Genomic DNA, 15,478 nt, shown 5'->3' on the forward strand with positions numbered 1-15,478 from the left:
CGCAAGGGGGTGCTGGCGGCGGTCATCCGCTTGAGTCGGTTTTCCTCTCCGCGATAAATCACGGAGCTTCCAACCCTCCCAGGAGTTTTACGTGATAGCCGGAACTAACCAAATTATGGGCAGATTTTTGTTAAATTAGCAGAAATGCACTTAATCTGTATATTGAGGATACTTGACCGGTGGTAGCAAACAAGCCGATATCTCTGAGCGATCGCCAAAATATGAACAACGCCATTTTATCAAACGCCATTTCATTAAAGGTAAAGCGACTCACAGCAGCCAGCGGTCAAATGAGCCTACCCTGTATCCCGTCCATGATAGACGAATACATGGACCAGTTTGATCGAATTTTAAAATCCCTAGGACAGACATTCACCCAGGAAGAAATGACAGCCCTGCGGGAATTAGTAGCGCGGAAACTAGGATACGGTTACAATCAATCACCCCATTCTCGGATAATTTTTAAATACGAGCCGCCAGACCCCACCCAAGGACTCACCAGCGGCTTAAAATTAAGCGTATTCACAGAAATTCTATCAGTCGAACAGAAGTATCAACGGTGGTTAACCAGTCGCCAGGGACCCTTGTTTGGCTCTCATGCTGACGCTAAACTGATGGATGTGGTAAAAGAGTTTAACCCCCCCTCCAACGCCCCCATTCTTGACGTAGGGGCTGGGGTAGGTCGCAATACCTTAGCTTTAGCGAGGCGGGGACATCCTGTAGATGCCGTAGAATTAACTCCAGAATTTGCCCAAATTATCGCGAAAGAAGCCCAGGAGAACCAATTACCGGTGCGGGTTATCCAAAGTAATATTTTGAACCCGTCTCTGCAATTACCCCAGAAAAGCTATCAATTGGTGTTGGTGTCGGAGGTGATTTCCCATTTTCGGAATAATCAGGATGTGCGAACCCTGTTAGCGAGAATGTGTAATGCTATCAGACCGGGGGGGCTGTTGTTGTTTAACACATTTTTAACAGAGCCAGGTTATGAACCTGATAACCGGGCGAGGGAACTTTCCCAGGTGCAATGGTCTTATTTAATCACGCGATCGGAGTTCAATTCGATCATGGCCGGTTTACCATTAGAGGTATTATCCGATGAGTCGGTGTATGAGTATGAGCGATCGCACCTCCCCTCCGAATCCTGGCCTCCAACGGGTTGGTTTGAAAATTGGAGTCAGGGTAGAGATGTCTTTCCGATACATAACCCTCCCATATCATTGCGATGGATACTCTGTCGGGTGAATTAAGTTTTAAGTAAAACAACTTACCGATTCAAGAATTATGTTAAAGGGAAAAGTTACCCAAGTTTCGCTGTATGTTGTGGCTGCTGTGGCAGCATTGTTGGTGGGAATATTTTTCCCGATGATGCAATTACCAAAAATTTGGTCTTCTCGGACCGGGGAAATGTCGGAAGTTTCCCAGCCTTCAGAAGCTGTGATGAGTTTGGCGGTGTTGTCTCCAGCATCCCGCCGCCAGGAATTAGAAGAAATTGCCACCACTAGAACTACCTCCGAAAATCGCGATCGCGCTAGATTTTTACTAGCCGCGGATTTATTAGAAGCCGGACAGCCAGAAGCCGCCCTCGAAAAGTTAGATGGATTAGAGAGGAGTTATCGTGTCTTAGCGGGTCATATCCTGAAAATGCGGGCTTTGGCTTATGAACAGCTTGGAGATACACGATTAGCCTCACAGTCATGGAAGGCCTTAGTGGATGGCCACCCAGAAGATCCCGTCGTGGTCATGGGGTTATATGCTTTAGGCGAAACTAATCGGGAATATTGGGATAGGGCGATCGCTGAATTTCCCGCCCACCCGCAGACCGTAGAAATTGCCAGAACCCTCCTGAGAGAGAATCCCGATCAATTCCCATTATTGCTATTAATTGCCCAACATGGTATTCATCTACCCGAATATGGCACTTATTTAGCCAAGTTAACTCAGAATTATCAACAACAACTTACCCCAGAGGATTGGGAAAATATTGCCTTTGGCTATTGGGAGAAGATGGATTATGCTCAAGGGGCGATCGCCTATTCCAAAGCCCCAAAAACCCCTAGAAATATGTATCGACACGCCAGGGGACTATGGTTAAGTGGCAAAATTCCCGAATCACGTCGCGCCTATCAAGAGTTAATTGCCGCATTCCCCACCCAAACCGATCCTGGGGGTGAAGATGCCGGCTTAGGAAGGATTAGACTGGCGCGGTTAGTCGAGCCTAGAGAAGCCCTACCCCTGCTTAATCAAGTAGTAGACAATTTCCCTAATCATGCCGCCGAGGCCCTGTTAGAGCGCGCTAATGTGCTTGATAAACTCAGATCTACCGAGACAGCTTCTCAGAGTCGTCAGTTATTGCTAAGTCAATATAGTGATTCCGAACCCGCCGCCCAGTTGCGTTGGACTCTCGCCCAACAGGGTGCTACAGCCGGAAGACTGGATCTGGCTTCAGAATGGGCACGACAGTTAATTACCAAAAACCCCGATAGTGAGTTAGCGCCGCAAGCTACCTTTATGCTGGGAAGGTGGGCGCGACAGCAGGGGAATTCACAAGATGCCACCAAGGCTTTTGAATATCTGTTAGCCAGATATCCTGAATCTTATTATGCTTGGCGGGCTGCCGTGTTTTTGGGTTGGCCAGTGGGAGATTTTACCACTGTGCGCCCCCTCTCTCCCCATGTGGAACACTTAGAACAGCTACCTATTCCGCCCGCAGGTTCCGAGGCAGTAAGGGAATTATATCGCCTAGGGCGCGGTCAGGATGCCTGGAATTTGTGGCAGGTCGAATTTAGTAATTATCGTCAGCAGCCTTCTGTCGCCCAACAATATACTGATGGTTTAATGCGAATTGCCGTCGGTGACAACTTAGATGGACTGTGGATGATTTCCAGCCTTAGCCGTCGGAATGACCCCGAAGAACATCAGGAATATCTGGCTTTGAAGCAAAAACCGGGTTATTGGGAGTCTTTATATCCTTTTCCTTTCCTAGAAACTATTGTGAGTTGGTCAAATAAACGCCAACTAAATCCAGTCTTGGTTACCGCTCTAATTCGCCAGGAGTCGCGGTTTATGCCTTCAATTAAGTCAGTGGTTGGCGCGACTGGATTAATGCAGGTAATGCCCGAAACCGGGGCAGAAGTAGCCCAGAAAATTCAACTGACTAACTACTCTTTAGAAGATGTTGAAGATAATGTAAATTTGGGAACTTATTACTTTGATTTTACCCACCGAGAATATAACAATAATTCACTGTTGGCTGTGGCGAGTTATAATGCCGGTCCGGGTGCGGTAGCTAATTGGGTAAGGCGGTTTGGCTTTAATGATCCTGATGACTTTATCGATAAAATCCCCTATCCTGAAACCTATGGTTATGTGAAATCTGTGTTTGGAAATTACTGGAATTATCTCAGGATTTATAACCCAGAAATTTCTCAAAAGTTGGCAGAACATATCCGCACCTTTAATGATAGATTTGACTAAAGTTATGGTGGGCTGACTGTTAATCTGCGAGAGGGGAGAGTCCAGAATTAATAAGAAAAATATATTTTGGTTCTCCCTTCCTGGCAAGATGGTGTATGATTCCGTTATTCCTAGCTGAATGTTGTGAGGAGCCAGTATGACCATTTTTAAACAGTCGGTTGCTCTTGCTTGTTTTGCGATCGTAGCCTTGAGCGGTAGTCAAGTTTTGGCGGCGGGGACTATTAAAGACTTTCAGGAATCAGAGGAAACACCAGTTAACAAAAATTTCTTGAGTTTAGCCCAAGACTTAGAATCTCAATTAGCAGTTCCTGAAACCATCGCGGAATTAGTTAATACTAACCCAGAAGTTGAAACCATTGCGGAATTAGTTAATACTAACCCAGAAGTTGAAACCATTGCGGAAGTAGTTAATACTAACCCAGAAGTTGAAACCATCGCGGAATTAGTTAATACTAATAGCCAAGAAACTCCTCAGTATCTGTCAGAAATCAACGAAAATAGCCCTTCTACCGATGCAATTGATTTAAATGTGGTAGCCATACAACCACAATGGCGCATTGCTGAAGAGATAGCCTTGGGGGATGATATCTTAGGGGATGATATCATAGCTCAATCCTGGCAGGATAATCCTCGCCGCGCGGCTGACCGGAATAACCGCCGCTTGAGTAACCACTTCAGCTATTTTGCGGTTGGGGGTAATATTGGCGTTACCGGGAATGCTTCTGGTTTGGGTAAGGGAGGCGGCGGCACTTTAAGTAAAGCGGGATATTCTGAGAATCTATCTTTGCACACTGGCGGCGTGCTTATTGGTGAGGGTGCTAGTGTCACGGCTTTGACCTATAGCTTCCCCATGCGGGTAGATACAGGGGGTATAGTTGCCTCTCCGTTTATAGGTGCTGGCATCATTTATGCGGACCTATTCAATAGCGATTTTAGCTTCGGTCCCCTGTTTATGACGGGTGTTGACGTACCAATTTCCTACAGTTTCATCTTGACGGGTCGCTTTAATGTAGGCTACATCAGAGAGACTACGGAAGTAGGGGTGATGCTAGGGGTGGGTTATGTGTATACCCGCAGTATATGGAATATTCTGGGCATATTCTAGGCCTAATCTAGGGACTCTAAAGGTACTACACTAGGATTAAGAATTTTGGGGCTAGAACCCTGAAATTTAACGGCTATAGATAGCTTACCTTGCTTATCTCCGAAAATGTGGGTGATTTGACCAACACCAAAACTGCGGTGTAAAACGCGATCGCCCACATTCCACTCTTGGGGACTTTTCTTGGTAGTCCCCTTGGCTTTTTTATTCTTGGTGGTGGTTTTGGCTGCTTGGCGACGGGTCAAAGGTTTATATCCCTGCACTAGGTCTGGTGGTAATTCGCCTAGGAACATGGAAGGAACACAAGGTTCGCGATACCCCCACAAACGCCTTTCCCTGGCGTGGGTAATAAATAACTGTTCCTGGGCGCGGGTGATGCCTACATAGCAAAGTCGCCGTTCTTCTTCTAAACTGAGAGGGTCGTTAATACTGCGGAAGTTGGGAAATAGTCCCTCTTCCAAACCCACTAGGAAGACAATGGGAAATTCTAACCCCTTAGCGGAGTGTAGGGTCATCAGAGAAACGGCTTCTTCTCCTTCCTGAAGATTATCTAAATCTGAGGATAGGGATGCACTGGCTAAAAAAGCCTGTAAACTGGTATCTTCCTGTTCTTCCTGAAATTGGGAAACGGCGTTACAGAGTTCCCGCAAGTTATCTAGGCGGTTATCTGCTTCATCAGTGCCTTGTTGTTTGAGGTCTTGGGAATAGCCAGAGTCTTCCAGAATGCCATCTAAAATTTCGAGGGCGGTGGTAGTTTCTAGGCGCGCGCGCCAAGATTGAATCATTTGGGCGAAGCGATTAACAGATTTGGCGGCGCGTCCGCTAATAGTATTAACGGAGTCTTGATCACTAATAATTTCCCAGAGGGGAACCCCTAACTGTTGGGCGGCATTATTTAAGCCGTCTATGGTAGTGCGACCAATACCGCGCCGAGGTACATTAATCACCCTTTGCAAACTGACGCTATCAGCGGGGTTCGCAATAACGCGAAGATAAGATATGGCATCTTTAATTTCTCGGCGATCGTAGAACTTTAGCCCGCCGACAATGTTATAACGTATATTTTCACGCAGTAATACATCCTCAAAGGGTCGAGATTGGGCGTTGGTGCGATAGAGAATGGCAAAACTACCGAAGCCGATTTCGGGGTTTTGGTTGATAATGGTTCTGATATTATCAACTACAAAGTTAGCCTCTGCCATTTCGTCATCGGCTTTATGACAGCAGACCGGAACACCAGGCGATCGCGTAGGGCGCAGAATTTTGTCAATGCGGGTGGTGTTATTTTGAATGAGATGGTTGGCTACTTCTAGGATGTTTTCTCGCGATCGGTAGTTTTCTTCTAGTTTAATTAACGTGCGGCTGTCATCATCCGGTAAACCATCGCCAAAATCTTGTTGAAATTCCAGCATAATCCGATAGTCTGCCATTCGGAAGGAATAAATAGACTGATCTACATCCCCCACCACAAAAATAGACCGATTCTGCCAATTGTGAAAAGATGGCGGTGCTTCTCCATTGGTTGTTAATAGGCGAATCAGGTCATACTGGGTGCGGTTAGTGTCTTGATATTCGTCAACTAGAATATGGCAAAATTTTTGATGCCAGTAGGCTAAAACTTGTTCGTTTTGGCGAAATAAGGCGACGGGGACGAGAATTAGGTCGTCAAAGTCTAGGGCGTTATTAGCTGCGAGGGCATCTTGATATAAACTATAGACTTCCGAAGTTACTCGCCCCTGATAGTCGGGGTTCTCCTGTAGGTATTGTTGGGGAGACAATCCCAGGTTTTTGGCGTTACTGATTTTATAGCGAGTTTTGCGGGGGTCGAATTTTTTGTCGTCTAGGTTGAGGGTTTTGGTGACGATTTGCTTAACTAGGGCTAGTGCGTCTGACTCATCAAAAATTGAGAAGTTAGGTTTCCACTGACGGCCCTTTTCATCTTGGTATTTGTTGATATCGTAGCGAAGAATCCGCGCACAGAGGCTATGGAAGGTTCCCATCCATAGATGTTTGGTGAGTTTCCGGTAAATTTGCGATCGCAGTTGAGTTTGGGTAGCGGGTTCTAAGGCTGATAGGGGTTTCTGGTATTGTTTTTGGGCTTGCTGTTGGGCAAAAATTGACTCGATCCGGTTTTTGATTTCTCTAGCGGCTTTGTTGGTGAAGGTGACGGCTAGGATATTTTCGGGGTTGACTTTATGATTGTCGATCAGGTTGGCTACCCGATAGGTGAGGGCGCGAGTTTTACCGGAACCTGCGCCAGCAACTACTAACATTGGACCGCAGAAGTGTTCGACGGCTTGGCGTTGGGATGAGTTGAGGGAAGTTAGGAAGTCTACGGATTCCATAGTGGCTGCGATCGCTTAACCTTTAACAAAAGGGGGGTAGTATTCATCGTATACCATTACCATAGATTTGGGACTTCAGACAAGTTTATTGAGAATTGTCCAAACATCCCCATCAGAACGCACCTGGGGGACGGAAATATTGCTAAATCCGGTAATAAAGGGCTTATGGTACACCTGCCAGTAGAGGGGGGTGATTTCATCGGCGATCGCTTTCAGGGCTTTCGCTTCCGCTTGGAGTTCCCTGGATAGTTGGTTTATGCGATCGGCGTGTAGTTTCGCTTGCTGGCGGCTTTCTTCTAGTTGTTCTTCTGTAGGCTGGCTGCGTCTCAATTGTTCTAATTGCTGTTGTTTATGGCGCAGGTGGATTTTTAGGGCGGCGATCGCATCTTCTATACCTTTGACCTCTGCTGACTGGTGGGCGGTTTCTCGCGCATGGTTTCGGTAGGCTATGGCGATCGCTTCTGGAGAGCTATTCTCTGGCGTGATTTCTGGGGTGATTTGCCTATGCGTGAATCTGGATCTGGGTTTTTTCCCTTTCTAGGGCTAAAATTTGCTTCCGAGTTGCTTCGATTTCCTGGTCCAGCGGGTGCATCATTAGATTCGGCTTAGGATTAATCCCCCTATTGTAACATTCTCTTTACATTTGCCCGCTAAATTTAGCCATTTATTTATAGACAAACAACTCATTATACCAGATTCCGTGTCAATACAATGGTTTCTCAAAAATGGTCAACTTTATTAAGTAAAATCTTGTCAAACCCCTACAGACAAAAAGACACAGGATACTATACCCAGGAAAATAGAGAATATTTTTAACGAAATTTAATATATTTAGATTGTGTCACTCATTAAATTGTTAAGTTTGGTTTAATATGCTTGCACTTATATTTAATAGTGCTAAAGTAGTAATTGAAGTCAAACAGGCTTCTTTGACAGATACCAAAAGCGATGTTCAATCTGTCGGTTTTATATCTAAAAGGAGGACTAGAACGAATCCAAACTTGTTCATCGCCAATGTAGTGAAAATCAGGAGGTAAAACACTGTTTCATTTCGAGTCTGTCATGTTTGAGAGCAGCCCCTCTATAGGGTTCTGATATTTCCTCTACTTTTTCGATGGGAGCTATGCACTTAACTTTGTTAGTTTCGATGTAACTCCAGCCAAACTAGATTTATTCGAGGGAATCACTCGGTCAACCAGGAGGTATTCTAAGCTGTTCACTCTAAACTCTGTTTCGTCAAAACGCGGTAGTAGCGCCCACAAAGGTTCCTTATATTTCCTCAGATAGCGACGATGGGAGCAATGCAACTGGATATGGTTTCAGTTCACCTCCAGATAGTCTAAATCAACGAGAGGATGTCCCTGGGGAATGAGTTAGGGCGCTATTGCTGTTGTCGAATTTTTGACGGGACGGGAAAAGATGCGATATTGATTGAGTATTTATTGCTATCTAAGACCTAGTTGTTTTTTGAGCAAAAAGTTACCGACAATTAAGGTTAACAGAATTAGACTAAGTTTAACCGGCCAGGGAATAATCACAAAAAACCACATTGATGATATAGTGGCGATGACGGCGGCGAGAAGGCGGGGAAGTTCATCAAACCAGTGTCCGTGGTGACTGAGGCTGACCCAAACAGAAATACAAGCGATCGCCAGAGGAATTAAAGATAATGGTGACATAGTTTTAACTGGTGAGGAAGGGTAGGTAATAGTATTTAGTAATCTAGGGAACTAGACTGATAAGATAAAAATACAGTTCCCTAGGGTAAGAAATTAGCCAATAGTCAGGGCTAAATCTTGGGGTGAGAGGGTAAATAGTCCTTGTCTAACTAGATCAGGTTGTGCATTTTGAACGACTCCGAAAATACCCCCCTCTGGGAGAAGGATATGAGTATCATTACCCACTGAATTAAGGATTAATACTGATGGGTCAATATCGCCGACTACCGCAATGCGATCGCCTTCAGCGAGGTTAAAATCGAGAATCAGATCAGCCTGATCAATGGTAGCATCAGCATGGGTTAAAACAAAAGTATCAGCACCCTCACCACCGACGAGGGTATCAGCACCCAAATCACCAATGAGAATATCATTTCCAGCATCTCCAGACAAGTAATCATCACCCTGTCCACCGCGAATAAAGTCATCACCAGCGCCGCCATAGATAGTGTCATTTCCCCGATTTCCGTTGATGATATCATTACCATCATTACCAAAGAGGAGGTCATCACCTTGACCACCCCAAATCAGGTCATTACCAGCGCCGCCATAGATGGTATCATTACCCTGGTTGCCATTAATTACATCATCAATTTCTGAGCCAATCACTAAATCATTACCACCCCCGGCGAAAACTCCTTTAGGGTTTTGTTGGCTAATTTCCTGGGTAATTTCGATGACATTATCAGCATCCAAATCCCTTGGAAAGGCATAAGATAAGGGTAAGCTGGCGCGGTTAAGAGTGTTAATGAAACCATTTAAAAGTGGTACATCAGTGATTAGATTAGAGGTGCGAGTTGGTAAAATCCCAGCAAAAACTTCCGCGTCTTGAATGCGATCGCCTTGTTGAATTTGGTCAATGACATCAAACCCTTGCATTACCATACCAAAAACGGCATAATCACCATCTAAGCCGGGAGAGTCAACTAAGTTAAAGTAAAATTGAGAAGAGGCTGAGTCCGGGTCATTACCTGACCGCGCCATAGCGATCGAACCCTGGACATTTCTTAATACGGGAGGAACTGTAATTCCGGCTTGTTGAAAGGTTTGGCTGTAGATAGGTTCGGTAGCACCTTCTGGTATAATTTCCAGGGGAACATTGCGGACTTGTCCTGTAGCTGGGTCAATAAATCCACCAGTTCCTAATAAGTTAGGGGGAAAACCTGGAATAACGCTGTTAGGGTCGCCTCCTTGTACAACAAAGGGGAATGGTTCACGCACTACCCGATGGAAGGATACACCATCATAAACGCCAAGTTCAACTAATTCTACAAAGTTTCCGGCGGTGATGGGTGCATTATCACCATCAACTTGGATAACAATTGGTGATCCATTAACCACCATTGCTACTAATGCTTGACCATTTAAGGGTTGAATGTTTGTCATGTTTGAAATGGTATTTTTCCGTTAATGATGTTAGCTTGTTTGGGATCAGATCGAGACAAATTTGAGAGTTGTTGGTGAATTTAGGGGAGTATATGGTGCGATCGCACTTCCATGACTGCAAATATAGATTTAGGGTTCCGCCAGTCCGGTGAGGGCAGAGATATGTAAATATATGTAAAGAAATTTAGATCTGTGTGTTATGTTACGCCGAACCTTGATCAGTCTCATTTTAGGAATTGCGATCGCCTTATTTAACCTAAACCTAGCGAGTCCGGTCTTAGCCTTGGGGGGTCAACTTCCGCCGCTAAATGAACCCGCGCCAGAATTTACGCTTCCCACGAATACGGGAGATGGGGAGGTGTCTCTATCAGACTACGAGGGTCAGTGGGTAGTAGTCTATTTCTATCCGAAAGATTTTACCCCAGGATGCACGCTAGAAGCCCGTCGCTTTCAGGAAGACTTACCGAAATATATGGCTAGAAATACCCAAATTTTAGGGATTAGTGCTGATGATGTGGACTCCCACGCGGAGTTTTGCGACTCTGAGGGGCTAAAATTTCCGCTGTTAGCTGATGTTGATGGAAGTGTCAGCAAGGCTTATGGTTCATGGTTAAATTTCTTTTCGATGCGACATTCATTTATTATTGATCCTGATGGTATTCTCCGAGAAACCTTTGTGCGTGTGATTCCAGCCATCCACAGTCAGGAGGTCTTAGCGCGTTTGGATGAAATGATCAACTCCTGAGAGTTCAAATAGGGAGAATTTGGGAGAGCGATCGCCTCTAGGCTTTTCTTCGTAGGTGCGATCGCCTCTATTTATTTAAAGTTCTTCGGGGTTAATTCCCTGGGCGCGCAAAAACTCCGCTAGTCGTTCCGCCCGTTGGTGGTCAGCTTCCGCCCGTTGGCGTTCCTGCTGTAACTCTAGTTCAGCTTGTTGGCGTTCAGCTTCCGCCCGTTGGCGTTCCTGCTGTAATTGCAACTGAGCTTGTTCAAGTCGTTGTTCCGCCAGTTTTGCTCGTTCATCCCCGGTTAATAACAAATTACCCTGGCTATCCCACCAGCGCAGCCAAGGCAATTCTAGGTTGCCATACTGTCCGAGCCAAATGCCTAATTCTACACCCATGGGGTGAATGGGATAGTGACCTCTTTCATTCGCGGCCACTAACTCATAGTGATTTTCCATTAGGTGATAGACTTCTACACTGGCTTTCCGTACCTCATAGATAGCATAGAAAGGGGGGCGGATGATTTGTTCATATACCCAAAATTTACCGGGTTTTTGACGTTCTCCAGAAATTTGATATAAGGGAGTGCGATCGCGTTCTTCTGAACCATCTCCCGACACAAATTCTATGGCAATTAAAGGGGGGATATATTCCTGCCATAATACATAGGAACGTCTCACCCTACCATCAAGAGTTGGGGGAACGTTGGGAACATAAAACCAGTCTGGACATTCCGCCCCCCGTTCTAGGGGTTCTGTTAATCGCCAATAGATACCAGAATCTTGACCTATGGCATATTGCTGGTCTGGGTGTAGACTATCTAGTGTTGATAGAATGGAATCAGTCAATAAGATACTTTGGGGATGCTCCTGAAAGTTTTTCACGAAAGTGCCATCGGAGTCGGGGAGTTGAGTATGGTCGGGAAGGGTAGTAATTCCCAGTTCTGATGATGGGGCGATGGTCATAGTCAGTAGTTTCTCATCGCAGGTGATGGCAGATAGTATAGCATTTGGCTAAATTTGATGGTCTACACCTATTGTGAAACACTGTTAAAACCAACATCGTCGCCTTTAAAGAATAATAGGGGTTGACAAAGGGAGGAGCGATCGCCTAGATTAAACCTGTGGGGGTTTCATGGCTATACTCATGACGAAAAAATCAACACGCCAAGGGAGAAGGGAGGACTGACCCAGGAAATAATCAGGAAGGTCCCGAAATCAGTTAATCTTGAAGATGATTATTGCCAGACCGATAGCACATAACCCATGATTGAAGTTGAGAATCTGTGCAAAATTTATGGCACAACCCCAGCCATTGAGGATGTATCCTTTTCTGTGAAAGCGGGGGAAATCTTAGGGTTTTTGGGACCCAATGGCGCAGGAAAGACTACCACCCTGCGTATTTTATCAGGCTATTTACCAGCCACAAATGGAACAGCTAGAATTGCTGGGTATGAAGTCCACGAACAATCAATGGCGGTGCGGGAGAGAATTGGCTACCTGCCGGAAACACCCCCATTATACCCTGATATGACGGTTGAGGGTTTTCTGCATTTTGTGGCGCGAATTAAACGGGTGGCGGCGGGCGATCGCCCTTTACGAGTACAAGCGGCTATGGAACGCTGCGGTATATTGGATCGCCGCCAGAGTCTCATTCGTAAACTATCTAAAGGCTATCGTCAGCGGGTGGGAATAGCCCAGGCGATCGTGCATGACCCACCTGTGATAGTGTTAGATGAGCCGACAGTGGGGTTAGATCCGCGCCAAATTATTGAAGTGCGGAATTTAATCAAGAGTCTAGCCGGAGACCATACGATTATCCTGTCTACCCATATTTTACCTGAAGTTAGCATGACCTGTAGCCAGGTGGTAATTATCAATAAGGGTCAAATTGTAGCGACGGGAACCCCCGATAATCTGATGGAGAAGTTGACGGCGGGTGCAGGGTATGAGATAGAAGTAGAGGGAGAAATCGAGGAGGAAACCCTAAACTCGCTGTTAGCAGTTCCTGGAGTGAAAATAGTTGACCTATTAACAACATCTCCCACGGAACCACACCAGCGGTTACAGGTCGTTTGTGAAAATAACAGGGAACCCGGACCTGAGCTGATAGCCGCCTGTGTGACTGAGGGGATAAAAGTTTATGAAATGCGGCGCACTCGTGCTAGTTTAGAGGATGTTTTCCTAACTCTAACCGCCCAAGAAGAAGCGACGATCGCCCGATCGCCTTCTGAGGATAAACCCGATTCTCAGGACATAGCCAAAGACCAGCTAGAAGAAGACCAGCTAGAAGAAGACACAGAAGAAACAGTTGAGAATTAATAACTGATGATGGCTCCGGTTCTGCTTAAACTAATAGGAAACTATGCTAGTCGTTTTTAGTAATATCATCGCCATATATCGCAAAGAACTCCAGGGGTATTTTGCCTCTCCGTTGGCTTATGCGATCGCCGGAATTTTTTGGCTACTAACGGGATACTTTTTTATAGCTATTCTGTTAGGGCCAGAGGGACTGATTCAACAAGTAGCTTTGAGAGATCAAATGGGTTTAACGGAACCCCCCATTGATTTATCATTTGAGTTTCTGCAAGTATTTCTGAGGCTTATGGGAACCATATCTCTGTTTGTGCTGCCCATGTTATCAATGGGATTATATGCAGAAGAACGCAAACGAGGAACCCTAGAACTGTTGGCGACTTCTCCAATTACTAACTGGGGAGTAGCTACGGGAAAATTACTAGGAGTTCTCACCTTCTATAGTACCATGATTTTGCCACTGTTTGTGCTACAGGCGATCGCCCTCAGTGTGTCTAGCCCTCCCATGTCTCCAGGAATTATGATAGTATCTCATCTGGGGTTAATTTCACTGGCTGCTGGTGTGTTATCCCTGGGAATGTTTATTTCTTCCCTAACAGATAGCACCTTACTTTCGGCGATCGGTACTTTTGCCTTGGTGCTATTTTTATGGGTTGTGGATATCATTGGTCAAGCGGTAGGAGGACCCCTAGGAGATGCCCTCACCCATTTATCATTAATCTCTAATTATACTAATTTAGTACAAGGGGTTATTGAGATTAGGAGTTTGGTCTTGTTTGGCAGTTATGTAGTGTTAGGGGTGTTTCTCACCGCCCAGTCTATTGATGCGTTTCGCTTCCAGCGTTCGTAAAAGGTTTTATGAAAAAAAATCGAATTATTTGGCAACTCTTTAAATACTCATTTTGGCTAGGTCCCATGATTGCGATCGCTGGTTTATCAGCGGGTTTCGTATCAGGAATTTGGCAACCAGTTCCCCTAGCATTAATCATCGCTGGGGTGGTAATTATCGGGGTGTGGTTAGTATTAAAAGGTGATTTGGAAACTGACCCGCAACAAAAACGACTAGGTAATCGTCGGTCTACTCAAGCCGGGACTAACGCCCTATTGGCAACAGTTTCCGTGATGGTAATTCTCACCTCTATTAATATTATTGCAGTGCGGAACCCAGTTCGCATTGACTTAACCGAAAACCAACAATTTACCCTCGCCCCCCAAACCCAAACTATACTGACCAACCTCCCTGAACCTTTAAAGGTTTGGGTATTTGACCCGACCCAAAATCCTCAAACTCAATCATTATTAGACCGCTACCGAGAAAAAAACCCAGCCTTATTTAGTTACGAGTTTATTGATCCACAAATGCAGCCGGGTATAGCCCAAGAATTGGGGGTGAGAAATTTTGGTGAAATTCATCTGGAAGCAGGAAACCGTCGCCAACTTATTCGCCGGGAAGGAAGACAACCACTAACGGAAGTTACATTAACTAATAGTATTGAACAAATTTTTAGCGATCGCACTTCCCAAATTTATTTCCTCCAAGGTCACGGACAAAGACCACTTCAAGCCGGACAAGGAGGCTTTCAACAGGCTGTTGATAGTTTAAAAGAAAGAAACTTTATTGTTGAACCTCTGCTACTAGCAGGAGCTACAGGAATTCCTGAAAATGCAGATGTGATTGTCGTAGCAGGTCCCCAACAAAGGCTATTTGAAGGGGAAGTTAACGCCTTAATTGATTTCCTTGACAATGGCGGCGGTTTACTGTTAATGCTAGACCCGAAAACTGACCCAGGGCTAGATGATTTATTGGATAAATGGGGAGTAAAATTAGACGATCGCATTGCTATTGACGCAACAGGTAGCGGTCGATTAGTGGGTTTGGGTCCCACGGTTCCCATTGTCCGCGAATATGGCGATCATCCTATTACTAGAGATTTTGGTAATAATATATCTCTGTTTCCGTCAGCGCGTCCTGTGGAAACTCGCCCCGTAGACGGAATTACTGAAACTCCCATAATTTGGACAGATAGACAAAGTTGGGCGGAAAGTAATTTAGTAGAGGGAAGATTAGAATTTAACCCGGAAACCGATCGCGAAGGCCCTCTATCTTTGGGGGTCGCTTTAACCAGAGTTTTGAACCAGCAAGAAACTCCCACGGGGGAAACTACCGAAGCAGAAGAAACCACAGAAACTCCCACCCCGGAAACTACAGACACGGCGGAAACTACCGAAACTGAGGAAACCTCAGAAACTCCCACCCCAGAAACTACAGACACGGCGGAAACTATCGAAGCAGAAGAAACCACAGAAACTCCCACCCCAGAAACTACAGACACGGCGGAAACTACCGAAACTGAGGAAACCACAGAAACTCCCACCCCGGAAACTACAGACACGGCGGAAACTACCGAAA

General features: G+C 45.5%; 13 protein-coding genes. 8 read left to right on the top strand and 5 right to left on the bottom strand.

Annotated elements, in window-relative coordinates:
- The first annotated feature begins 179 nt into the window (after positions 1 to 179).
- The 3 genes from P5683_RS09960 (at position 180) to P5683_RS09970 (ending at position 4,582) form a co-directional block, all read left to right on the top strand.
- The gene (locus tag P5683_RS09960) at positions 180 to 1,250 is read left to right on the top strand and encodes a bifunctional 2-polyprenyl-6-hydroxyphenol methylase/3-demethylubiquinol 3-O-methyltransferase UbiG (protein ID WP_008053119.1); all 1,071 of its coding nucleotides are present in this window, start codon (positions 180 to 182) and stop codon (positions 1,248 to 1,250) included.
- A gap of 34 nt (positions 1,251 to 1,284) precedes the next feature.
- A complete protein-coding gene (locus tag P5683_RS09965) occupies positions 1,285 to 3,477 on the top strand; it encodes a transglycosylase SLT domain-containing protein (RefSeq protein ID WP_006624048.1) in 2,193 nt (730 codons plus the stop codon).
- A 136-nt stretch (positions 3,478 to 3,613) separates the two neighbouring features.
- Positions 3,614 to 4,582 carry a hypothetical protein gene (locus P5683_RS09970; RefSeq protein ID WP_008053117.1) on the top strand — a complete coding sequence of 323 codons (969 nt, stop codon included), beginning with the start codon at positions 3,614 to 3,616 and terminating at the stop codon, positions 4,580 to 4,582.
- Between the two features lie 2 nt (positions 4,583 to 4,584).
- Here the strand turns inward: P5683_RS09970 and pcrA are convergent, their stop codons facing one another.
- Positions 4,585 to 6,924: a DNA helicase PcrA gene (gene pcrA / locus P5683_RS09975; RefSeq protein ID WP_008053116.1), complete on the bottom strand. Its 2,340-nt coding sequence runs from the start codon at positions 6,922 to 6,924 to the stop codon at positions 4,585 to 4,587.
- A gap of 75 nt (positions 6,925 to 6,999) precedes the next feature.
- Positions 7,000 to 7,254: a hypothetical protein gene (locus tag P5683_RS09980; protein ID WP_006624051.1), complete on the bottom strand. Its 255-nt coding sequence runs from the start codon at positions 7,252 to 7,254 to the stop codon at positions 7,000 to 7,002.
- A 102-nt stretch (positions 7,255 to 7,356) separates the two neighbouring features.
- On the opposite strand from P5683_RS09980, the gene P5683_RS09985 reads away from it, so the two are divergent.
- Positions 7,357 to 7,533: a hypothetical protein gene (locus tag P5683_RS09985; protein ID WP_160162553.1), complete on the top strand. Its 177-nt coding sequence runs from the start codon at positions 7,357 to 7,359 to the stop codon at positions 7,531 to 7,533.
- Positions 7,534 to 8,369: 836 nt separating this feature from the next.
- Here the strand turns inward: P5683_RS09985 and P5683_RS09990 are convergent.
- Complete coding sequence (locus P5683_RS09990) at positions 8,370 to 8,603, bottom strand: hypothetical protein (protein ID WP_006624052.1); 234 nt, start codon at positions 8,601 to 8,603, stop codon at positions 8,370 to 8,372.
- 93 nt (positions 8,604 to 8,696) lie between these two features.
- Positions 8,697 to 10,028 (bottom strand): peptidylprolyl isomerase, encoded by a 1,332-nt coding sequence (locus P5683_RS09995; RefSeq protein ID WP_006669371.1) that lies wholly within the window; start codon positions 10,026 to 10,028, stop codon positions 8,697 to 8,699.
- Between the two features lie 199 nt (positions 10,029 to 10,227).
- Between P5683_RS09995 and P5683_RS10000 the strand changes: the two genes are divergently transcribed.
- Positions 10,228 to 10,773: a peroxiredoxin gene (locus P5683_RS10000; RefSeq protein WP_006669372.1), complete on the top strand. Its 546-nt coding sequence runs from the start codon at positions 10,228 to 10,230 to the stop codon at positions 10,771 to 10,773.
- A 75-nt stretch (positions 10,774 to 10,848) separates the two neighbouring features.
- Here P5683_RS10000 and P5683_RS10005 read toward each other — a convergent pair whose 3' ends face one another.
- Positions 10,849 to 11,718 (bottom strand): Uma2 family endonuclease, encoded by an 870-nt coding sequence (locus tag P5683_RS10005; protein WP_006624055.1) that lies wholly within the window; start codon positions 11,716 to 11,718, stop codon positions 10,849 to 10,851.
- 300 nt (positions 11,719 to 12,018) lie between these two features.
- Here P5683_RS10005 and P5683_RS10010 point away from each other — a divergent pair, with 300 nt between their 5' ends.
- The 3 genes from P5683_RS10010 to P5683_RS10020 form a co-directional block, all read left to right on the top strand.
- On the top strand, positions 12,019 to 13,074 hold the full coding sequence (locus P5683_RS10010; RefSeq protein WP_006669373.1) for an ABC transporter ATP-binding protein: 1,056 nt from the start codon (positions 12,019 to 12,021) through the stop codon (positions 13,072 to 13,074).
- Between the two features lie 43 nt (positions 13,075 to 13,117).
- Positions 13,118 to 13,918 carry an ABC transporter permease gene (locus tag P5683_RS10015; RefSeq protein ID WP_006669374.1) on the top strand — a complete coding sequence of 267 codons (801 nt, stop codon included), beginning with the start codon at positions 13,118 to 13,120 and terminating at the stop codon, positions 13,916 to 13,918.
- 8 nt (positions 13,919 to 13,926) lie between these two features.
- Positions 13,927 to 15,478: Gldg family protein (locus P5683_RS10020; RefSeq protein ID WP_315669438.1), on the top strand; the 1,552-nt coding region annotated here is incomplete at its 3' end.

The sequence above is a fragment of the Limnospira sp. PMC 1279.21 genome (genome assembly GCF_032349615.1).
GTDB lineage: Bacteria > Cyanobacteriota > Cyanobacteriia > Cyanobacteriales > Microcoleaceae > Limnospira > Limnospira fusiformis.

Excerpts from the sequence above, each read along its gene's own strand:
- P5683_RS09970 (WP_008053117.1), top strand. The coding sequence starts at position 3,614 with ATGACCATTTTTAAACAGTCGGTTGCTCTTGCTTGTTTTGCGATCGTA.
- P5683_RS09995 (WP_006669371.1), bottom strand. The coding sequence starts at position 10,028 with ATGACAAACATTCAACCCTTAAATGGTCAAGCATTAGTAGCAATGGTG.
- P5683_RS10015 (WP_006669374.1), top strand. The coding sequence starts at position 13,118 with ATGCTAGTCGTTTTTAGTAATATCATCGCCATATATCGCAAAGAACTC.
- P5683_RS10010 (WP_006669373.1), top strand. The coding sequence starts at position 12,019 with ATGATTGAAGTTGAGAATCTGTGCAAAATTTATGGCACAACCCCAGCC.
- P5683_RS09985 (WP_160162553.1), top strand. The coding sequence starts at position 7,357 with ATGGTTTCGGTAGGCTATGGCGATCGCTTCTGGAGAGCTATTCTCTGG.
- P5683_RS10000 (WP_006669372.1), top strand. The coding sequence starts at position 10,228 with ATGTTACGCCGAACCTTGATCAGTCTCATTTTAGGAATTGCGATCGCC.
- P5683_RS09965 (WP_006624048.1), top strand. The coding sequence starts at position 1,285 with ATGTTAAAGGGAAAAGTTACCCAAGTTTCGCTGTATGTTGTGGCTGCT.
- pcrA (WP_008053116.1), bottom strand. The coding sequence starts at position 6,924 with ATGGAATCCGTAGACTTCCTAACTTCCCTCAACTCATCCCAACGCCAA.
- P5683_RS09990 (WP_006624052.1), bottom strand. The coding sequence starts at position 8,603 with ATGTCACCATTATCTTTAATTCCTCTGGCGATCGCTTGTATTTCTGTT.
- P5683_RS10005 (WP_006624055.1), bottom strand. The coding sequence starts at position 11,718 with ATGACCATCGCCCCATCATCAGAACTGGGAATTACTACCCTTCCCGAC.